Here is a 19,495-nt window from a genome sequence, read left to right as displayed (position 1 = left end):
CCGAGCTGAGAGCATAGATGCGGATTCAACGATGTGGAGATGAGAATGCCGGAGAGCGGCGGCAGCCGGGCCCAGCGAGCGCACATACCCCCTTCCGGGAACGGTCCCGGGACCGATGACGCACCCGTCGTCCCGCACGGCGACGCGGGCGCGCTCTCCGTGGACCCGGGGGCCCCGCAGGCCACCGCCCCGGCCGGGCTGCCCGGCCCGCCGGCCCTTCCCGGCGCGGCGGGCCCCGGAGGCGGGGCGGCGAAGGCCACCCGCCGTACCGGACTCCTGGTCACCCTGGTCCTCGGCGGACTCACCGCCCTCCCGCCGCTCTCCATGGACATGTACCTCCCGGCGCTCCCGGCGGTCACCGACTCCCTGAGCGCTCCCGCCGCCACCGTCCAGCTCACGCTGACCGCGTGCCTGGCCGGTATGGCGCTCGGCCAGCTCGTCGTCGGACCGATGAGCGACCGCTGGGGCCGCCGCACGCCCCTGCTGCTCGGCATGGTCGTCTACGTCCTCGCCACCGCGATCTGCGCCCTGGCCCCCACCGCCGGACTCCTCATCGGCTTCCGCCTCCTCCAGGGGCTCGCGGGCGCGGCCGGCATCGTGATCGCGCGGGCCGTGGTGCGCGACCTGTACGACGGCGTGGAGATGGCCCGCTTCTTCTCCACCCTCATGCTGATCTCCGGCGTCGCCCCGATCATCGCGCCGCTGATCGGCGGGCAGGTCCTGCGCGTCACCGACTGGCGGGGCATCTTCGTCGTGCTGACCGCCGTCGGCATCGTGCTCACCCTCGTCGTGTGGAAGTGGCTGCACGAGACGCTGCCGCCGGCCGACCGCCACACCGGCGGGGTCGCCGACGCCCTGCGCACCATGCGCGGACTGCTCGCCGACCGGGTCTTCACCGGCTACATGGTCACGGGCGGTCTCGCCTTCGCCGTCCTGTTCGCGTACATCTCCGCCTCCCCGTTCGTCGTCCAGGAGATCTACGGGGCCTCGCCGCAGACGTTCAGCCTGCTCTTCGGGCTCAACTCGATCGGCCTGATCGTCGTCGGGCAGATCAACGGCAAACTCCTCGTCGGCCGGATCAGCCTCGACAAGGTGCTCGGCTTCGGCCTCGCCGTGATCGTGCTGGCCGCCGTCGCCCTGCTGCTCATGACACTCGGCGTCTTCGGCGAGGTCGGGCTCGTCCCGGTCGCGGCCGGACTCTTCGTCCTGATGTCGGCGATGGGCCTCGCGATGCCGAACACCAACGCCCAGGCGCTGATGCGGACCAAGCACGCGGCGGGCTCCGCCTCCGCGCTGCTCGGCACGTCCTCGTTCCTCATCGGAGCCGTCGCCTCCCCGCTGGTCGGGATCGCGGGGGAGGACACGGCCGTCCCGATGGCCGTGGTCCAGGTGGTCTGCGCCGCGGCGGCGGTGGGCTGCTTCCTGCTCCTGTGCCGCCCCTGGCAGCGCGCGGGCCAGGAGGCCGGCGGCCTCTGAGACGGGGCACGCGGCGGCCCGCCCCGCGGGGGAGCGGCCCGGGACCGGCCCGGCCGCCGAAGGTCAGCCCGCGCGCGGATAGCCGATCAGATGCGTGCGGTCCTGCCGGTCCGTCCAGCGGAACACCCCGACCCCGGTCGTCTCCGTGCCCGGCAGCCGCGCGTTGCGCGACAGCCGCTCGGTGCTCCAGGTGGCGAAGTCCATCGCGACCGGGATCCCGCCGCCGGCCAGCGCCTCCGAGGCGTCGCGCGCGTTCTCGGCGCCGTACGCGATGCCGTCGTCCGTCACCGTCGCCAGCGTCAGGTGCGCGGCGCCCTCCTCGTCCTCGAAGCAGCGGCCCTGCTTCGCCTCCAGATCGAAGGCCAGGTTCCCGGCGATCAGGTAGGCGCCCGAGGGGGAGAGGACGGCCTGCGGATAGCGCCCCGGCTTTATGGCCGGCCTGTGGCACTCCACCGAGGTGAGCACCTCGCCGCTCGCCGCGTCGTGCACCGCCCACAGCTCGTGGGTCGCCGCCCGCTTGGTCTTCTTCGCGGGCGCCCACTTCGCCAGCACCCGGCCCGGGGCCACCGAGGTCACCACACCGCTGCCCCGGTCGGTCCCCTTGGGCGCCACGTTCCGGCTGAACCAGCCGTCGCGCACCCAGAACTCCCGGGCCCCGCCCAGCAGCAGGCCCTCGGGGGTCTGCCCGTGCACCTCGGTGAGCTGCTTGCAGGCCGTGCAGCCCTTGGGGTACTTCAGCTTGTCGGCGGCCAGTTCGGACACCTCGCCCGTGACCGGGTCCACCAGGGTGCTGTTCGCCTTCCCGTCGCTGATCACGATGTCGGGTCCGGTCGTATGGACGTCCGGGGCTCCGGACCACGGCACCTCGACCCGCTGCCGGTTCCCGTTCGTCACGTCGTAGAGGTCGAGCGCGATGAAGGTGCTCGACGGCGACAGGCCGTCGCCGACCTTCCCGTACGACCAGGTCACGAAGTACTGCCGGTCGCCCTTGGCCACCGTGGCCAGCTTGGGGTAGTGCAGCGGGTCCGGCTGGGTCCACGCCCTGCCCCGCCAGCCCAGCTCGCCGGTGGCGGTGTCGACGGTGCGCAGCCGGTAGCGGTTGTCCTTCGAACGCTCCAGATAGGCCAGCAGCCCCGCGGTGTGGGAGACCGCCACGTCGGGGGAGGCCCCGATGATCTCCCAGCCCCGGTCCGTCGCGTACTGCGGCGGCACGGTCAGCCGGGTCACCGGCCCGCCGCTCGGCGACTCCACGGGCTTCGCCGTCCCGGTCGCCGCGCCGTTCCTCCCGTCGCCCCCGGGGTCCCCGCCGCAGGTGGCCAGCAGCAGGAGCAGGGCGAGGAAGACCACCCCGCCGACCAGCGTCAGCCGCACGATCTTCTGCCTCATGGCTCCCCTGCCGGACCCTCTTGATCTGGTGCCGTCCACGCGCGGGCCAGCGTAGCAACAGGCCCGCGAAGGCGTGGAGTTCGCCGGAACACCGTTCCCCGCCGGTCGCACGGGGACGGGGCGCGGGCCCCGCGCCGGGACCGCGCCGCCCCGCGCGCGCGGCGACAGGCCCCGTCCGGTCCGGGGCAGCGGAATGCGGCCCACCGGCCGCCGCCGCCTACAATTCGGCGGTGAACGCCACCCTCCCCACCGCCCAGTCCCTGCGCACGGCGCTGGCCGGTCTGCTCGACGGCCTGCCGCCCAAGCAGGCCGCGCAGGCCGTCGACCGGCTGATCGCCAGCTACCGCGGGGAGACCCCGACGGACGCCCCGATCCTCCGGGACCGCTCCGACGTCGTCGCGTACGCCGCGTACCGGATGCCCGCCACCTTCGAAGCCGTCCGCTCCGCCCTGGACGCCCTGGTCGAGGCCGCGCCCGACTGGGCGCCCGCCACCCACACCGACGTCGGCGGCGGCACGGGGGCGGCGAGCTGGGCGGTGGCCGGGGCCTGGGAGGGGCCGGCCACCACCGTCCTGGACTGGGCGGAACCGGCCCTCGCCCTCGGCCGCGAACTGGCCGCGGCGTCCGGGGCCCCCGGCCTCCGCGACGCCCGCTGGGAGCGGGCCCGGATCGGCGCGGCGCTGGAGCTGGAGCCGGTGGACCTGGTCACCGTCAGCTACGTCCTCAAGGAACTGACCGCCGCCGCCCGGACCGAACTGGTCGACGCGGCGGCGGCGGCCGGGCAGGCGGTCGTGGTCGTGGAACCGGGCACCCCCGACGGGTACGCCCGGATCATCGAGGCCCGCGACCGGCTGATCGCCGCCGGGCTGCGGATCGCGGCCCCCTGCCCGCACAGCGGCGCCTGCCCCATCGAACCCGGGGCGGACTGGTGCCACTTCTCGGCCCGGGTCAGCCGCTCCTCCCTGCACCGGCAGGTCAAGGGCGGCTCGCTCAGCCACGAGGACGAGAAGTTCAGCTACGTCGTCGCCACCCGCTTCCCCACCGCCCCCGCGCCCGCCCGGATCACCCGCAGGCCGCAGATCCGCAAGGGCCAGGTGCTGCTGGAGCTGTGCACCCGGGAGGAGGGGCTGGCCCGCGCCACGGTCGCCAAGCGCCACGGCGCGCTGTACCGGGCGGCCAGGAACGCCGCCTGGGGCGACCCCTGGCCGCCGGCGGACGGCACTCCCTAGCGCCGCCTGCCGCCCGGTCAGACCCGCAGCTCCTGCGTACAGCACTTCACGCTGCCGCCGCCCTTGAGCAGTTCCCCCAGGTCCATCGGGATCGGCTCGAAACCCCGGTCCCGCAGCGGGTCCAGCAGTCCCGTCGCTCCCTGCGGCAGCAGCACGTGCCGGCCGTCGCTGACCGAGTTGAGGCCGAACGCCGCCGCGTCCGCCTCGCGCGCGAGCAGCGCGTCCGGGAACAGCCGCCGCAGCACCGCCCGGCTGCCGGGGGAGAAGGCGTCCGGGTAGTACATGATCTCGTCGGCGGCCGCGTCCAGCACGCACAGCGCGGTGTCCAGGTGGTAGTAGCGCGGGTCCACCAGGTCGAGCCCGACGACCGGCAGCCCGAAGAACTCCTGGGCCTCCGCGTGCGAGAGCGGACTGGACCGGAAGCCGCGCCCGGCCAGCAGGTACGAGGCGGTGACGGCGAAGTCGCCCTCGCCCTCGTTGACGTGCTCCGGTTCATGGATCTCGGTGAAGCCGTGCTCCCGGAACCACTCCCGGTGCGCCCCGGCTTCGGCGTACCGCTCCCGGTACGCGAACAGCGCTCCGAGCACCCGGCCGCCGATCACCGTGGCCCCGTTGGCGGCGAAGACCATGTCGGGCAGGTCGGGACGGGGGTCGAGCAGGTCGACGGTGTGGCCGAGGGCGCGGTAGCGGTCGCGCAGGTCCTCCCACTGGGTCTGGGCCAGCGGCAGATCGACGGGTTTGGACGGGTCCATCCACGGGTTGATGGAGTAGGTGACCCGGAAGTGCGCCGGGGCGCACATCAGGTAGCGACGAGGGGTGGCGTCACGGTTCAACTCGGGCTCCTCGCGATCGGCGGCGGTGGCCGCGGAACGGTGGGATGCGCACGGCCTGTGCGTCAGCCCATGGTGGGCCCTGTGCGTCGGATCCGCAGTGAACCGATCAGGTGGTTTACCGGGGGTGAGGTCCGTGCGATGATCCGCCGGGCCGCGGCGCGGGGAGGACGGGGCGCCGAGGGTGGGGTCGCCGCCCTCCCCCTCGGCAAGACGAAACGTATCGGCTCGCCGGGCGTAGTCTGGGGGCATGCCACCCACCAAGGCGCCCGACTCCAGCCGCCGCAGCGACCGCTCCCGCCGCGCGATCCACGACGCCGCCCTCGCCCTCGTCGCGGAGGTGGGGTACCGGCGTACGACGATCGAGGGTATCGCCGCCCGTGCGGGGGTCGGCAAGCAGACCATCTACCGCTGGTGGCCCTCCAAGGCCGCCGTGCTGATGGACGCCTTCCTGGACCTGGCGGGCCGCACCGCCGAGGAGGCCGGGACGGGGCCCGGCGACGGCGAGGAGCCCCCCGCCGCCGACCCGCCCGGTGGGGGCGCCCCGGGTTTCCCCGACACCGGCGACCTGGCCGCCGACCTCAAGGCCGTCCTGCGGGCCACCGTCGACGAGCTGAACGACCCGGTGCTGGAGGCCGTCACCCGCGCGCTGACCGCCGAGGGCATCGTGGACGCGAAGCTCGGCGACGAGTTCGTCCGCAAGCTGCTCGATCCGCAGCTCGCGTTGTACGTCACACGGCTGCGGGCCGCCCAGGAGGCCGGACACGTGCGCGCCGACGTCGAGCCCCGGGTCGCCCTGGAACTGCTCGTCGGCCCGCTGATGCACCGCTGGCTGCTGCGGACCCTGCCGCTCACCCACGCGTACGCCGACGCGGTGGTCGACCACGCGGTCGGAGGGCTCGCCCCCCGGCCCTGAGGACCGAACAGTCGGCTTATCCGGTATGTGGCGACATCGGGCGTGATGGTGCTCACTCGGCGCAGTGGTACACGGCCCCGCTGGTGAACTCTGGCCACCCGAACCGCAGGATGGTGCGACCATGGAGAGGCAACGCTGAGGTGAACTGCTGAGGTGAGGGGATAGATGGGCGCCGATTCCGGCCGTTTCCGCGGCACAGAGAGCAGGATCTCCCAGTGGCTGCGGCGACGTCCCGCGTCATCGGGGGCCGAGGCCGACGAGACGGCCAGAGTGGCGCTGCTCCTGGCGGTCGCCGACGCGGGCATGCCCATCGCCCCCGCCGCCCATCCCCTCGGATACCGATGTTCGTGCGAGCGCATCGGCTGCCCCACCCCCGCCCGCCATCCCGTCTCCTTCGCCTGGCAGACGCAGTCGACCACCGACCGCGCCCAGATCGAGCGCTGGGCCGCGGGCCAGCCGCTGGCCAACTTCATCACCGCGACCGGCATGGTCCACGACGTGCTGGACGTCCCGCTCACCGCCGGCCGGGAGGCCCTGGAGCGGCTCCTCGACGCGGGCGTCGACGTCGGCCCGGTCGCCCAGTCCGGCGAGGACCGGATGCTCTTCTTCACCGCCACCCGCGGCACCCCCGAGGACGAGGACGAGTGGTGGCCCTGCGAGCTGGACTGCCACCCCGAGACGATGGACGCCCACCCGGGGCTGCGCTGGCACTGCCGGGGCAGCTACGTCCTGCTGCCCCCGGCCCGGCTCCCCGGAGAACTGGACGTGCGCTGGGTCCGCGGCCCGGAGCACGAGCTGCCCGACCCGCTGACCCTGCTGGAGACGCTCACCGACGCCTGCGCGCGGTACGCGGTCAGCGCCGAGCAGAGCGACCTGGACCACGACGCGGTGGCCTGGCCGCTGAGCCGGTAGGCCGTTGACACGTGAACCGTGCCCCGGCGGGCCGGGAGGCTTCGCCGGGTGAGCCGCGCGGGGGAGGGCCGTCGGGCCCTCGGCGGCTGAGCCGCGGCCGGTCCGCCGTCCGACCGGCGGCGCGCTCCTACTCGCCCTTCGCCGCGACCAGGCCCGGCAGCCGGTTCAGTATCCGCACCTTGCCGCCGCCCGCGTCCGAGCCGGAACCGGCCCCCTGGGCGCGCGGCGGCACGTGCGCCGCCTGCCCGGAGATCCGCTCCTTGGTCAGGCTGCTGTCGACCTCGCCGGTGAGCAGCGCCTTCGTGTCCGCGTTCACCTCGGGTCGCAGCCCCTTCGCCGCCGTCTGCCGTTCGAAGTGCCTGCTGCTGAAGAAGACCAGCGCCCCGCCGTCCTCGGTGCGCAGTCCGAGCGGCGCGAACGACGCGTCCTTCAACGGCTGGTCGGCGTACTGGTAGGTGAACCCCGGCCTTCTGGTGGTACGCCGCGTCTCGCGCCACCCCGTGGTCGACGCGGAGGGGGCGAACACGTCGGGGGAGCCGTTCTGCAGGAAACCGGTGTACGAGGAACTCAGCTCCGCGGGCGCCACCGCCAGCGTGTCGTCCCGCGGTTCCACCGGGGAGGCGAAGCCGTCCTCGTCCAGGGCGAACTCCGGTACCTGCGACGGCGGGAGGACCGCGAGGTAGGCCGCCTTCCACAGCGCGTCGGGGCCCGACCGTACGAACACCAGCAGCCAGCGGGTGTCCAGCTTCCCGCCCTCCTCGTCCCGGTTGGAGTCGGTGTCGGCGAGGAACCAGCGCGGCCAGCCCGCCTTCTTGGGGACGACGTAGGTCGCGTCGTCCAGCACCAGGGGCCGATGCTGCTTGTTGCCGTCCGGGTTGTACGTCCGCCGCGCCTTCAGCCCGGCCTGGTTGACGGCGCCGAGCGAACCCGTCACCCGGTCCGCGTCCAGCGCCGGATCGAACGCCTCGTCCGCCGCGTTGTAGGCGTCGGTGAAGTCCTTGAGGGCCCGGGCCGCCTCGGACTTCTTCGCGCCGGGCAGCACTTCCCGCTCCCCGTGCACCGTCACACAGCCGCTCGCCGTCACGCACAGCACCGTCGCCGCCGCGATCCCCGCCGCCAGCCGGCCCAGCCCAGGGTGTCTCGTCATCCGTTGCTTCTGCGCCTTCTGCATCCGTCGCCCGCACTGACCGTCGAAACCCTACCGGGCGGCGAACGGCGTGCGGGCGGGGACCGGGGACCGCGTCCCCACCGTGACCCGCCCCCGCGGGCCGGACCCGACGGACCGGCACGGTGCGGCGCCCCGCCCGGCCCGCACCGCTCGGACCCCCTCCCGCGGGGCCGTACCGGCGGCCCACCGCCCGGCGCGGCCCCGCGGGCGTGCGTACCCGCTCGGGCCCCGTCCCGTCACCCGGCAGTGCTTGAATGCCTCCGTGAACGACTACGACGTGCCCCGGGGCATCGACGTCCTGCGGGTGTTCTGCGGACCGGACGGCCGGCACGGCAACGCCCTGGGCGTCGTACGGGACGGGCGCGGCCACCCCGACGAGGCGTCCCGGCAGCGGTTGGCCCGGCGGCTCGGCTTCAGCGAGACCGTGTTCGTCGACGACCCGGAGCGCGGACGGGTGGACATCCACGCCCCGGGGCTGCGGCTGCCGTTCGCCGGGCATCCGCTGGTGGGCGCGGCCTGGCTGCTCGACCTGGAGGTCCTGGAGCTGACGGTCGGGGACGTGTTCGCGCGCCAGGACGGCGAGTTCACCTGGATCACGGCCCGCCCCGAGTGGGTTCCGCCCCGCACGTTCCAGCAGTACGCGAGCGCCGCCGAGGTGGAGGCGCTGCCGGGACCGCCGCCCGGCGAGGGGTGGCTCTACGCCTGGGCCTGGGAGGACGAGGCAGCCGGGCGGGTGCGCGCGCGGGCCTTCCCGAGGCGCGGGGAGGGGGCGGCCGGGATCGTGGAGGACGAGGCGACGGGTGCGGCGGCCCTCCTGCTCAGCGCCCGCCTCGGCCGGGCCCTGAACATCACGCAGGGCCGCGGCTCCCAGATCCTCACCGCACCCGGGCCGGACGGCGCGGTGGAGGTCGGGGGCCGCGTCCTGATGGCCGTCCGGGGCTGAGCCCCGGACGGCCGAGGGCGGACGGCTCCGCCGGGAGGTCCCGGCGGAGCCGCCTCGCGCCCGTCAGCCGGTCACGCGCCGAGCGGGAAGGCCGCGCCCAACGCGTGGAAGACCGCGGTGTTCAGGGCGAAGGCCCGCTTGCACTCCTCGACGATCCGCCGCTTCTCCAGGTCGTCCGCGTCCACCGCGTCCAGCAGCTCCCGGTAGCTCCGCTTGAAGGCCGCCGGATTGGCGATCCGCTCGAAGACGTAGAACCGGACGCCGTCGCCCTTGCGCTCGAACCCCCAGGTCTTCTCCGCCTTGTCGCGGATGATCTGACCGCCCGACAGGTCGCCCAGGTAGCGCGTGTAGTGGTGGGCGACGTAACCGCCGGGCCAGGTGCGCGCGCACTCCGCGACCCGGGCCGCGTACGCCGCGGTGGCGGGCAGCGGTTCGAGGCCCGCGCGCCAGCCGGCCCCGCGCAGATGCGCGAGGTCGCGCTCCAGCTCGGCGGAGCGCATCAGCTCGGCCCGTATGAACGGACCGGCGACCGGATCCCCGCGCAGGGCCTCCGCGCCCTCCTCCAGCGCCCGGTACACGAACCACAGCTGCTCGGTGTAGCGCGTGTACGCCTCCACCCCCAGCCGCCCGCCGAGCAGGTCGCCCATGAAGGTCGAGGTCTCGGCCTCGGTGTGCTGCTCGTGCGAGGCGGTGCGGATCAGCGTCGAGAAGGGGGTGGCGGTGGCGGTTGCGTCCAAGGCGGGCCTCCGGGGACCGAGGGGGACGGGACGTCCGGAAAGGGACGGAGATGCCGGCAGGCGACCGCCGCGGCGGTGCGACGGCGCGTGCCGGTACGCCGATCCTCGTTCTTAGGTTTACCTAAGTCAACCGGTTGCCGACCGGTTGTCGGTAAACCCGGGCGCGGAGGGCGCCGTGCTGTGGGCGCGGGAGCGGTCTACGGGAGGGTCAGGATCTCCGCCCCGGTCTCCGTGACCACCAGCGTGTGCTCGAACTGGGCCGTCCGCTTCCGGTCCTTCGTCACCACGGTCCAGCCGTCCTCCCACATCTCGTACTCGTGGGTGCCCAGCGTCAGCATCGGCTCGATGGTGAACGTCATGCCGGGCCGCATCACGGTGGTGGCGTGCGGGCTGTCGTAGTGCGGGATGATCAGGCCGGAGTGGAACGAGGTGTTGATGCCGTGGCCGGTGAAGTCGCGGACCACCCCGTAGCCGAACCGTTTCGCGTACGACTCGATGACCCGGCCGATCACGTTGATCTGCCGCCCCGGCCTGACCGCCTTGATGGCCCGGTTCAGCGACTCCCGGGTGCGCTCGACCAGGAGCCGGGACTCCTCGTCCACGTCGCCGCAGAGGTAGGTGGCGTTGTTGTCGCCGTGCACCCCGTCGATGTACGCGGTGACGTCCAGGTTCACGATGTCGCCGTCGCGCAGCACGGTGGAGTCGGGGATGCCGTGGCAGATGACCTCGTTGACCGAGGTGCACAGCGACTTCGGGAAGCCCCGGTAGCCGAGGGTGGAGGGGTACGCGCCGTGGTCGAGCATGAACTCGTGGGCGACCCGGTCGAGCTCGTCCGTGGTGACGCCCGGGGCGATGTGCTTGGCGGCCTCCTCCATCGCCTGCGCGGCGATGCGGCCCGCGACGCGCATCCGCTCCACGGTTTCGGCGTCCTGGACCTCCGGGCCGGTGTACGGCGTCGGAGCCGGCTTCCCCACGTACTCGGGGCGCCGGATTTTTCCGGGTACGGAACGGACGGGAGTGATCTCCCCTGGTACGAGAAGCGACTGGCCAGACATGTCAGCGAGTCTAACCAGCGGCCTCGGGGCACCATGGCGATAAGGAAAGGAGCCGTCGATGGCCTTGTTCAAGAAGCGCACGGTGGGCAAACCGGGCGAGTGGTACTACTGCCTGGAGCACAAGAAGGTCGAGGAAGGGCCGGAATGCCCGGCGCAGAACCGATTCGGCCCCTACCCCTCCCGCGCGGCGGCCCAGCACGCGATGGAGACGGCGCGCGACCGGAACCTGGAGTGGGACACCGACCCCAAGTGGCACGACGACGACAAGGGGCCCTCCCGGCCGTCCGACGACTGAGGTCCCCCCTCCTCGCGGAGCCCGCGCGGAGGGGGACCGGCGCGCGGGCAGCGGGGCGCGGGCCCGGCGCGGTGTGCCGGGCGGAGCCCCGCGGCCCGCGCCGCCCGGGCCGTGCGGGTCACCCCTCCGGCCGGGCCGCCCGCCTGCGCACGGCGTCCTCGTCCGTCTCGGAGTCGTACCGCACCAGCTTCGGCAGCGCCGCCGTCAGCAGCGCCACCGACGCCACGCACGCCACCCCGCCCGTCCAGATCGCCGACCGGGTCCCCGTCCACCCGGCCATCGCCCCGGCCCGTACCTGGCCCAGCTGCGGCCCGACGCTGTAGGACAGCACCTCGATGCCCGCGAGGCGGCCCCGCAGCTCCTCCGGGATCGTCTGGTTCCAGATCGTCGCCCGCCCCAGCCCGCTCAGCATGTCGCCCGCACCCGCCACCGCCAGGCAGAGCAGCACCACCCACACGCTGGAGAACCAGCCCGCCGCGGCGATCGCCAGCCCCCACGCCGCCGCGCCGAACACCACGAACAGCCCGTGCCGCCGCACCCGGCTCGTCCAGCCGCTGGTCAGCCCCAGCGCCAGCGAGCCGACCGAGCCCGCCGCGTACATCAGGCCCAGAGACCACTCCGCGTCCAGGTCGTCCGCCAGGAAGGGGAAGATCGTGTTGGGGAAGGCGAAGAACATCGCGGCCAGGTCGATCGCGTACGTCCCCAGCAGCACCGGACGGCTCCAGGCGTAACGCGCCCCCTCCACGATCCCGCGCAGCGACGGCTTCTGCGCGTCGCCGGCCGGCGGGGCGGGGGAGAGCCGCAGGCAGAGGATCACGGAGACGGCGAACGTGCACACCGTCACCCCGTACGCCGTGCCGTGACCCGCGTACGCCACCACCAGCCCGGCCAGCGCCGGGCCCGCGATGGCTCCGATCTGCCAGCGCAGCGAGTTCAGGGCGGCCGCCGCCGTCTGCTGGGCGTGCGGCACGATCCGGGCCATCAGGGAGTCCAGCGCGGGCCGTTGGAGCCCCGCCAGCGCCGACACCCCGCCGGCGACCACGTACAGCGGCCACAGCAGGGGCTCGGGCAGCAGGGAGTTCACCAGCAGGATCGCGGCGAGCACGCCGAGCCCCGCCTCGGTGAGCAGGATGACCCGGCGGCGGTCGGCCGAGTCCGCGAGCGCGCCCCCGTACAGCCCGAACACCACCAGCGGGACCAGCTCGACCGCGCCCATCGCCCCGACCGCGAGCGGGGAGCCGGTCAGGTCCTTGATCTGGAGCGGCAGCGCGATGAGCGCCATGAAGCTGCCGAAGTACGTGACGAGGCCCTGGACCCACAGCAGCCGGAAGTCCGCCGAGGAACGCCACGGCGCGAGGTCCGGGAGCAGGGCGCGGATCCTGCCCGGCCGCGGCGGGGCGGGGGCGGGCGGGGGCGAGGAGGGGCCGGGCGGCGGAGGTGCTGAGGTCACGAGGGGTCATCATCCGTACAACGGGGCGCCCCGGGCAACCGGGTATTCCGCCGCGGACCCGGCGGGCCGCCGCGGGGGGCGCCGCCCGGCCGGTCCGGCGCGAGCGGCAGCACCGTCTCGCCGCGCCCCGCTCCCGGCCCCCTCACTCGAACGGGCCACCGCACGGGGAGCGGCGCCCGGGGCCGGGGAACGGCGTCCCGGGCGCTACCTGGCAGTAGGGTCGGCCCATGACTACACAGGACAACGGCAACGCGCCCAAGCCCCCCGCCAAGGACCCCTGGGACCTGCCCGACGTCTCCGGCCTGAGCGTCGGCGTGCTCGGCGGGACCGGACCGCAGGGGCGCGGCCTCGCCTACCGGCTCGCCCGCGCCGGGCAGAAGGTGACGCTCGGCTCCCGGGACGCGGCCCGCGCCGAGCAGGCGGCCGCCGAGCTGGGCTTCGGCATCGAGGGCGCGGACAACGCCGCGTGCGCCCGGCGCAGCGACATCGTGATCGTCGCCGTGCCGTGGGACGGCCACGCGGCGACGCTGGAGTCCCTGCGCGAGGAGCTGGCGGGCAAGCTCGTCATCGACTGCGTCAACCCGCTCGGCTTCGACAAGAAGGGCGCCTACGCCCTCAAGCCGGAGGAGGGCAGCGCCGCCGAGCAGGCCGCCGTCCTGCTCCCGGACTCCCGGGTCACCGCCGCCTTCCACCACCTCTCGGCCGTGCTGCTCCAGGACGAGGCCATCGAGGAGATCGACACCGACGTGCTGGTCCTGGGCGAGGCGCGGGCCGACACCGACATCGTGCAGGCGCTGGCGAGCCGCATCCCCGGGATGCGCGGTGTCTTCGCGGGCCGGCTCCGCAACGCCCACCAGGTCGAGTCGCTGGTCGCCAACCTGATCTCGGTCAACCGCCGCTACAAGGCCCACGCCGGGCTGCGCACCACCGACGTCTGACGCCCGCACCCTCGCCCGAGGGCCGTGCCACCCTCGCCCGAGGGGCGCGCCACCGTCGTCCGAGGGCCGTGCCGCCGTCCTCCGGGGCCCGCCCCATCGTCGTCCGGCGGCCGGTCGCGCGCCGCGCGCGAGGGTCCGGACGCGCCCCGGGGCGGGGCACATCGGGGCATGGGGGACACTGGAGGGGACCGCGACCGTTCCCGACAGGGAGCGCGACCCGTTCCGACAGGAGTCCACCCCCATGCCCCGCATCGCCCTCTACGCCCTCGTCGTCTGCGTCCTCGCCGTCGTGGCGGCCGTGGTCTCCTTCGTTCAGGGCAGCCTGCTCGGGATCGTCTGGGTGCTCATCGCGGGGCTCTCCTCGAACATGACCTGGTTCTACGTCCGCAGGCACCGGCTGGCCGCCGACGCCGCCACCGCCTCCGCGCCTGACGCGGCCTGATCCTCCGGCCCCTCCTCCCCGCCCTTCCTTCTTCCCTCGCGCTTCCCTCGCGCGGGTGATTCGGCCGATCGGGTCGGGCGCTCCTCCCCCCCGGGCGTGCCCGGGACGGCGTCCACCCTCCGGGGCCGAACATGTGACGGCCCGCCCCTGCCGTGGCGGAGCCGGACGAGGGAGGGCCGCGTGGTGGACGCGAGGGACGACAGGCCGGGATCGACCGCTTCGGTGGCGAGCGTGCGGAGCGAGCGGAGAGCCCGGGGCTTCCCGGGGCAGGTGCGCGACGCCGTCTCCACCCGCTCCGCCCTGGTCATGCTCGGGGTGCTCCTGCTGCAACTGGGCTTCGCACTCTCCTACATGGGCGCCTTCCACGCCCCCGAGCCGCACCGGGTGCCGATCACCCTGGTCGCCCCGGCCGCCATGGAGAGCGACCTGGTGGCCCGCCTGGACGGACTGCCCGGCGACCCGCTCCGGGTCACTCCCGTCGAGTCCCGCGCCCAGGCCCGCGCCCGTCTGCTGGAGCGGCGTACCGACGCCGCCCTCGTCGTGGACCCGGCGAGCCGCGCCGACACCCTGATCGTCGCCTCCGCCGGCGGGCCCTCGGCCTCCACGGCGGCCGTCGAGATCCTCCGGGAGGTCGCCCGCGCACAGGACCGCACCCTGGTCGTACGGGACATCCGCCCGCCCGCAGCGGGCGACTCGCGGGGGCTGTCGTCCTTCTACCTCGTCCTGAGCTGGACCATCGGCGGCTACCTCGCGGCCTCGGCCCTGAACATGGCCGCCGGTTCCAAGAAGCCCACGCTGTCCCGCACCCTGGTCCGGCTCGCGGCGATGCTGCCATACGGATTCGTCTCCGGCATCGGCGGCGCGATCATCGTGGGCCCGGTGCTGGACTGTCTGCCGGGCGCGTTCTGGGAGCTGGCCGGCATCGGCACCCTGGTGGTGTTCGCCTCCGGAGCGGTGGGCGTGGCCCTGCAGTCGGTGGCCGGCACGGTCGGCCTCGGGCTCACCATCCTGATCTTCACGATCCTGGGCAACCCCAGTTCCGGCGGGGTCTACCCGTCCTCGCTGCTGCCGCCGTTCTGGAGCGCGATCGGCCAGGCCCTCCCGCCGGGCGCCGGGACGACCGTGGTCCGCAACACCGTCTACTTCGACGGGAACGCCACCACCGGCGCCCTGTGGGTCCTCGGCGCCTGGGCCTTCGGGGGCGTCGTCGTGGCGGTCCTCGCCGCCGCCCTGCGCACGTCCCGGTCCGCCCGGGAGACCCCACCGGCACGGCCCGCCGCTCCCGCGGTCTGAACGCGGGGAATCCCCCAGGGCAGGGCCCGGGCGCCCGGCCGCGGGTCAGCCCACCGCGCAGCCCGGGTCCTGCTCGTCGAAGAAGCCCCGCCAGAAGCGGTACAGGTCGTAGCCGCAGTACCGCTGGTACTCCTCGACGCCCAACCCCCGCAGCAGCGCGTGGACCGCGTCGAAGAACGCGACGTTCACCTCGGGCACCCACAGGAGCGCGAACACCGCGACCAGCCCGACCTGGGCGAACGGTTCCACCTGGCGGCGGATCCTGTACGGGAGCCAGGGCTCGATCACCCCGTACCCGTCGAGACCCGGGACCGGCAGGAAGTTCAGGATCGCCGCCGTCACCTGGAGCATCGCCAGGAACGCCAGCGCGTACGAGAAGGCGCGCGGCACCTCGTCGAGCGCGCCCAGCCAGAACGGGGCCGTGCACACCACCGCGAACACGGCGTTGGTCAGCGGGCCCGCCGCCGAGATCAGGCTGTGCTTCCACCGGCCCCGGATACGGCCCCGCTCGATGTACACCGCACCGCCGGGCAGCCCGATCCCGCCCATGATCACGAAGATCACCGGCAGCACGATGCTGAGCAGGACGTGCGTGTACTTCAGCGGGTCGAGCGTCAGATAGCCCTTCGCCCCGACCGTGAGGTCCCCGCCGTGCAACGCGGTCCGGGCGTGCGCGTACTCGTGCAGGCAGAGCGAGACGATCCAGGCCCCGGTGACGAAAAGGAACACCGCGAACCCGGTGGAGTCCGCGAAACCCGTCCACACCGCCCAGCCCGCGACCGCGGTGACGGCGGCGATGCCGAGGAAGACCGGGCTGATCCTCCGGTCGCCCCGGGTGGCTGCTGTGGTCATCGGCGTTCGACTCCTGGGGCGGTACGGGGACGGGACGGGACCGCACGGGGGTACGGGCTCGGGTGATCGTACGGTCCGGCACAGCCGGAACGTCGGCGACCGCTTGTGGAGTTCCCCCCGGTCACCGGCGGTCCGCCGGCCGTCACGGACAATGGGCCCGTGCACTACTGCGTTCTCGGCACCACCCGGGCACTCCGCGACGACGGCACGGCCGTCGCCCTCGGCGGGGCGCGGCTGCGCGCCCTCCTCACCGTCCTCGCGCTGCGCCCCGGGCGGACCGTTTCGGCAGGGGTCCTGGTCGGCGAGGTGTGGGACGGCGATCCCCCCGCCGACGCCGCCGGTGCGCTCCAGGCCCTCGTCGGACGGCTGCGGCGCGCCCTGGGCCACGGCGCCGTCGAGTCCGCGGAGGGCGGCTACCGCCTCGCCGCCGCGCCGGACGCCGTGGACCTGTACCGGTTCGAGCGGCTGGCGGGGGAGGGGAGCCGGGCCCTGGAGGACGGCGACGCGGAGAAGGCCCTCGCGGCCCTGGAGGAGGCGCTCGCCCTGTGGAACGGGCCCGCCCTCGCCGATCTTCCCGACCGGGCGGCGGCCGCGTCCCGCTGGGAGGCCCGCAGGTTCGACGCCCGGCGGGCCGCGCTCGGCGCCCTCCTGGCCCTCGGCAGGCCGGGGGAGGCGCTGCCTGAGCTGGCCGTGCTCTGCGACGCCCGTCCGCTCGACGAACCGCTCCAGGCGCTGCGCATCCGGGCCCTGCGGGACGCCGGCCGCCCCGCCGAGGCCCTGGCCGCGTACGAGGAGGTGCGCACCCTGCTGGACGACCGGCTCGGCACCGCGCCCGGCCCGGCCCTGCGCGCCCTGCACACCGAACTGCTCCACCAGGAACCGCCGTTCGGCCGGGAGCCGCTCCTCCGCCGGGAACCACCGCCCCACCGGGGGCCGTCGTCCCGCCGGGCCCCGGCGTCCCCCCGGCCCGTCCCGGGCAACCTCCGGGCCCGGCTCACCAGTTTCGTCGGACGGGACACCGACATCGCCGCCCTGCGCGAGGATCTCGGCCGCTCCCGGCTCGTCACCCTGCTCGGACCCGGCGGCGCCGGCAAGACCCGGCTGTCCCAGGAAGCCGCCGAGGCCGATTCCGAGGAGTGGCCCGAGGGCGTCTGGCTGGCCGAACTGGCTCCCGTCGACGACCCGGACACCGTGCCCGAGGCGGTCCTGACCGCGCTCGGCGCCCGCGAGACCGTGCTGCGCGGCGCCGGGGCCGAGGAGCTGCGGGCCACCGACCGCGCCGCCGCCGACCCCCTCGTACGCCTCACCGAGCACTGCGCGCCGCGGCGGATGCTCCTCCTCCTGGACAACTGCGAGCACGTCATCGGCGCCGCCGCCGCCCTGGCCGACCACCTGCTCGCCCACTGCCCGCGGCTGACGATCCTCGCGACCAGCCGTGAACCGCTGGGCGTGCCGGGGGAGGCGGTGCGCCCCGTCGACCCGCTGCCCGACCCGATGGCGCTGCGACTGCTGGCCGAGCGGGGGGCGGCGGCCCGGCCCGGCTTCCGTACCGACGCGGACGGGGCGACCGCCGCCGCCTGCGCCGAGATCTGCCGCCGGCTCGACGGGCTGCCGCTCGCCATCGAACTGGCCGCCGCCCGGCTGCGGATGCTCACCCCGCGTCAGATCGCCGACCGGCTCGACGACCGCTTCCGCCTCCTCACCAGCGGCAGCCGTACCGTACTGCCCCGCCAGCAGACCCTGCGCGCCGTCGTCGACTGGTCCTGGGACCTGCTGGACGCCGCCGAACGCGCCGTACTGCGCCGCCTCTCCGTCTTCGCCGGCGGCTGCTCGCTGGCCGCCGCCGAAGAGGTCTGCGCCCTGCCCGAACCCGCCGACGGCGTCACCGTGGACTCCCGCGACGTCGCGGCCCTGCTCGGCTCCCTGGTCGACAAGTCGCTCGTGGTCGCCGCGCCCGGCGGGGACGGCGAGATGCGCTACCGGCTCCTGGAGACGGTCGGCGAGTACGCGGCCGAGCGCCTGGTAGACGCCGCCGAACGCGGCGCCGTCGAACACCGCCACCTGGTCCACTACCGGGAACTGGCCCGCGGCACCGGCCCCAGGGTGCGCGGCGCCGGACAGCGCGACGCGATCGCGGTCCTCCAGCGCGAGTACGAGAACCTGCGCACCGCGCTCCGCCACGCCGTCGCCGCCCGGGACGAGCACGAGGCGCTGTGCATCGTGCTGTCGCTGGCCTGGTACTGGATGCTGCGGGACCTGCGCTCGGACGCCGGTCAGTGGAGCGCGTCCGTGACGGCGCTCGGCCCCGACCCCTTCGCCGCGCCCGGCGGCCGGGCCCCGGCGCTCCTGGAGCGGCCCATCGACCGGCCGCCGCCGATGGACGACGAACAACTCGCGGAGGCGCGGCGCGGGGCGGCCCTCCTCCAACTGGCCGGGGCGGACCACGCGATCAGCACCTGGTCGACGCCCGAGGGCAAGGAGCGGCTGAGGATCATCGCGGACACCTACCGGCCCGGCATGCCGCAGACCTGCCGACTGCCCGGAACGCTGTGGCTGTTCGCGATCATGCTCACCGGTGACCAGGACCGGCTGAACGCGGTGCTCGACGAGACGGTCCGGGCCTCGCGGGTGCACGGCGGCGAGTGGGAGCTGGGCTCCGCGCTCCACACCCGCGCCAACATCCGGTCCAACAACCCCGAGCGGGTGGCGGACGCGCGCGCCGACGCCGACGAGAGCCTGGAGATCTACACGCGGCTCGGCGACGACTGGGGCGCCGCCGAGGCCCTCTCCGCCCGGGGCGAGGCCAACGAGCAGGCCGGCGACTTCCCGGCCGCCCTGGACGACTACCGGGAGGCCGTGGAGTACGCGCGGAAGATCGGCGCCCAGAGCCAGGCGGCGCTCCTGCGGGCCCGGTACGCCGGATCCCTCATCGAGCTCGAACGGCTCCCGGAGGCCGAGGCCATCCTGCGTGACGTCACCGAGAACGGCCGGCAGTCGGGCCACGAGGCGACCCCGATGGCCCGGATGCACCTGGCGTTCGTCCTCGGGCTCCAGGGGCGGGTGGACGAGGCCCGGCAGCAGGCGCACTGGGTCCGGGAGGACTTCAAGGACCGCGACGTCGCCATCTTCGGCGGCTTCATCCACGGCGTGCTGGCCTGGCTGGACAACCTCGACGGCGATCACGCGTCCGCTCTCGGCCACGCGCTGTCCGCCCTGGAGAGCGCCCGCGAGCCGCTGTCGATGATGATCGCCCCGCAGATGCCCTCGGCCCATCTGACGGCCATCGCCCAGGCGCTCGCCGGGCGGGGCGGCGCCGACGCGGCGCGGGACGCCGCCAGGCTGCTGGCGTTCCAGGGGACGCTTCTGCCGAAGGGGCACGTGCCGAGCACGATGGAGCGCCGCAACCTGGCGCTGGCCGAGCAGGCCGTCCGGGACCGGCTCGACGACGCGGCGTACGAGGAGGCGTACGAACAGGGCGGCGGCCTCACCCTCGACGAGGCCACCGCCCTGGCGGAGACGTACCGGCAAACGCCCCCGCCGGCATGACGCCCGGCGGGGGCGCGCCCCCGGGGA

17 protein-coding genes are annotated in these 19,495 nt (G+C 74.6%); 10 read left to right on the top strand and 7 right to left on the bottom strand.

The window, feature by feature from the left end; genetic code table 11:
* The first annotated feature begins 45 nt into the window (after positions 1-45).
* On the top strand, positions 46-1,476 hold the full coding sequence (locus AMK24_RS16440; protein WP_073769485.1) for a multidrug effflux MFS transporter: 1,431 nt from the start codon (positions 46-48) through the stop codon (positions 1,474-1,476).
* A gap of 63 nt (positions 1,477-1,539) precedes the next feature.
* Here the strand turns inward: AMK24_RS16440 and AMK24_RS16435 are convergent, their stop codons facing one another.
* Positions 1,540-2,862, bottom strand: a complete 1,323-nt coding sequence (locus AMK24_RS16435) for a hypothetical protein (RefSeq protein ID WP_073769484.1) — start codon at positions 2,860-2,862, stop codon at positions 1,540-1,542.
* A 230-nt stretch (positions 2,863-3,092) separates the two neighbouring features.
* On the opposite strand from AMK24_RS16435, the gene AMK24_RS16430 reads away from it, so the two are divergent.
* Positions 3,093-4,091, top strand: a complete 999-nt coding sequence (locus tag AMK24_RS16430; RefSeq protein ID WP_073769483.1) for a small ribosomal subunit Rsm22 family protein — start codon at positions 3,093-3,095, stop codon at positions 4,089-4,091.
* Positions 4,092-4,108: 17 nt separating this feature from the next.
* Here AMK24_RS16430 and ddaH read toward each other — a convergent pair whose 3' ends face one another.
* Complete coding sequence (gene ddaH / locus AMK24_RS16425) at positions 4,109-4,990, bottom strand: dimethylargininase (RefSeq protein WP_338012697.1); 882 nt, start codon at positions 4,988-4,990, stop codon at positions 4,109-4,111.
* Between the two features lie 181 nt (positions 4,991-5,171).
* Between ddaH and AMK24_RS16420 the strand changes: the two genes are divergently transcribed.
* Positions 5,172-5,837, top strand: a complete 666-nt coding sequence (locus tag AMK24_RS16420; protein ID WP_073769481.1) for a TetR/AcrR family transcriptional regulator — start codon at positions 5,172-5,174, stop codon at positions 5,835-5,837.
* 165 nt (positions 5,838-6,002) lie between these two features.
* On the top strand, positions 6,003-6,749 hold the full coding sequence (locus AMK24_RS16415) for a bifunctional DNA primase/polymerase (protein ID WP_073769480.1): 747 nt from the start codon (positions 6,003-6,005) through the stop codon (positions 6,747-6,749).
* 127 nt (positions 6,750-6,876) lie between these two features.
* Here the strand turns inward: AMK24_RS16415 and AMK24_RS16410 are convergent, their stop codons facing one another.
* Complete coding sequence (locus tag AMK24_RS16410; RefSeq protein WP_073769600.1) at positions 6,877-7,896, bottom strand: hypothetical protein; 1,020 nt, start codon at positions 7,894-7,896, stop codon at positions 6,877-6,879.
* 283 nt (positions 7,897-8,179) lie between these two features.
* On the opposite strand from AMK24_RS16410, the gene AMK24_RS16405 reads away from it, so the two are divergent.
* Positions 8,180-8,860, top strand: coding sequence for a PhzF family phenazine biosynthesis protein (locus AMK24_RS16405; RefSeq protein ID WP_073769479.1), 681 nt, complete (start codon positions 8,180-8,182; stop codon positions 8,858-8,860).
* Positions 8,861-8,931: 71 nt separating this feature from the next.
* Here the strand turns inward: AMK24_RS16405 and AMK24_RS16400 are convergent, their stop codons facing one another.
* Both AMK24_RS16400 and map read right to left on the bottom strand, forming a co-directional pair.
* Positions 8,932-9,597, bottom strand: coding sequence for a biliverdin-producing heme oxygenase (locus AMK24_RS16400; RefSeq protein WP_073769478.1), 666 nt, complete (start codon positions 9,595-9,597; stop codon positions 8,932-8,934).
* Positions 9,598-9,794: 197 nt separating this feature from the next.
* Positions 9,795-10,652 (bottom strand): type I methionyl aminopeptidase, encoded by an 858-nt coding sequence (gene map / locus AMK24_RS16395; RefSeq protein ID WP_073769477.1) that lies wholly within the window; start codon positions 10,650-10,652, stop codon positions 9,795-9,797.
* A gap of 58 nt (positions 10,653-10,710) precedes the next feature.
* On the opposite strand from map, the gene AMK24_RS16390 reads away from it, so the two are divergent.
* Positions 10,711-10,947 (top strand): hypothetical protein, encoded by a 237-nt coding sequence (locus tag AMK24_RS16390; protein ID WP_073769476.1) that lies wholly within the window; start codon positions 10,711-10,713, stop codon positions 10,945-10,947.
* 118 nt (positions 10,948-11,065) lie between these two features.
* Here AMK24_RS16390 and AMK24_RS16385 read toward each other — a convergent pair whose 3' ends face one another.
* Complete coding sequence (locus tag AMK24_RS16385) at positions 11,066-12,325, bottom strand: MFS transporter (RefSeq protein WP_073769599.1); 1,260 nt, start codon at positions 12,323-12,325, stop codon at positions 11,066-11,068.
* A gap of 299 nt (positions 12,326-12,624) precedes the next feature.
* On the opposite strand from AMK24_RS16385, the gene npdG reads away from it, so the two are divergent.
* The 3 genes from npdG to AMK24_RS16370 all read left to right on the top strand — a co-directional run bounded on the left by npdG (position 12,625) and on the right by AMK24_RS16370 (position 15,070).
* Positions 12,625-13,335: an NADPH-dependent F420 reductase gene (gene npdG / locus AMK24_RS16380; RefSeq protein ID WP_073769475.1), complete on the top strand. Its 711-nt coding sequence runs from the start codon at positions 12,625-12,627 to the stop codon at positions 13,333-13,335.
* A gap of 241 nt (positions 13,336-13,576) precedes the next feature.
* Positions 13,577-13,777: a hypothetical protein gene (locus AMK24_RS16375; RefSeq protein ID WP_073769474.1), complete on the top strand. Its 201-nt coding sequence runs from the start codon at positions 13,577-13,579 to the stop codon at positions 13,775-13,777.
* A 180-nt stretch (positions 13,778-13,957) separates the two neighbouring features.
* A complete protein-coding gene (locus AMK24_RS16370) occupies positions 13,958-15,070 on the top strand; it encodes a DUF3533 domain-containing protein (protein WP_384578320.1) in 1,113 nt (370 codons plus the stop codon).
* A gap of 45 nt (positions 15,071-15,115) precedes the next feature.
* Here the strand turns inward: AMK24_RS16370 and AMK24_RS16365 are convergent, their stop codons facing one another.
* Positions 15,116-15,922 (bottom strand): site-2 protease family protein, encoded by an 807-nt coding sequence (locus AMK24_RS16365; protein WP_073769472.1) that lies wholly within the window; start codon positions 15,920-15,922, stop codon positions 15,116-15,118.
* 159 nt (positions 15,923-16,081) lie between these two features.
* Here AMK24_RS16365 and AMK24_RS16360 point away from each other — a divergent pair, with 159 nt between their 5' ends.
* Positions 16,082-19,468 carry an AfsR/SARP family transcriptional regulator gene (locus AMK24_RS16360; protein WP_073769598.1) on the top strand — a complete coding sequence of 1,129 codons (3,387 nt, stop codon included), beginning with the start codon at positions 16,082-16,084 and terminating at the stop codon, positions 19,466-19,468.
* The last annotated feature ends 27 nt before the right edge of the window (positions 19,469-19,495 follow it).

Source organism: Streptomyces sp. CB02366, assembly GCF_001905905.1.
In the GTDB taxonomy this organism is placed as follows: domain Bacteria; phylum Actinomycetota; class Actinomycetes; order Streptomycetales; family Streptomycetaceae; genus Streptomyces.
Note: the sequence above shows the minus strand (reverse complement) of the source record. Positions and strands in the feature narration are given on the sequence as shown.

Bases quoted from the DNA above. Each gene is read 5' to 3' on its own strand.
- AMK24_RS16440 (WP_073769485.1), top strand. From the start codon at position 46: ATGCCGGAGAGCGGCGGCAGCCGGGCCCAGCGAGCGCACATACCCCCT.
- AMK24_RS16435 (WP_073769484.1), bottom strand. From the start codon at position 2,862: ATGAGGCAGAAGATCGTGCGGCTGACGCTGGTCGGCGGGGTGGTCTTC.
- AMK24_RS16420 (WP_073769481.1), top strand. From the start codon at position 5,172: ATGCCACCCACCAAGGCGCCCGACTCCAGCCGCCGCAGCGACCGCTCC.
- AMK24_RS16415 (WP_073769480.1), top strand. From the start codon at position 6,003: ATGGGCGCCGATTCCGGCCGTTTCCGCGGCACAGAGAGCAGGATCTCC.
- AMK24_RS16410 (WP_073769600.1), bottom strand. From the start codon at position 7,896: ATGACGAGACACCCTGGGCTGGGCCGGCTGGCGGCGGGGATCGCGGCG.
- map (WP_073769477.1), bottom strand. From the start codon at position 10,652: ATGTCTGGCCAGTCGCTTCTCGTACCAGGGGAGATCACTCCCGTCCGT.
- AMK24_RS16390 (WP_073769476.1), top strand. From the start codon at position 10,711: ATGGCCTTGTTCAAGAAGCGCACGGTGGGCAAACCGGGCGAGTGGTAC.
- npdG (WP_073769475.1), top strand. From the start codon at position 12,625: ATGACTACACAGGACAACGGCAACGCGCCCAAGCCCCCCGCCAAGGAC.
- AMK24_RS16375 (WP_073769474.1), top strand. From the start codon at position 13,577: ATGCCCCGCATCGCCCTCTACGCCCTCGTCGTCTGCGTCCTCGCCGTC.
- AMK24_RS16365 (WP_073769472.1), bottom strand. From the start codon at position 15,922: ATGACCACAGCAGCCACCCGGGGCGACCGGAGGATCAGCCCGGTCTTC.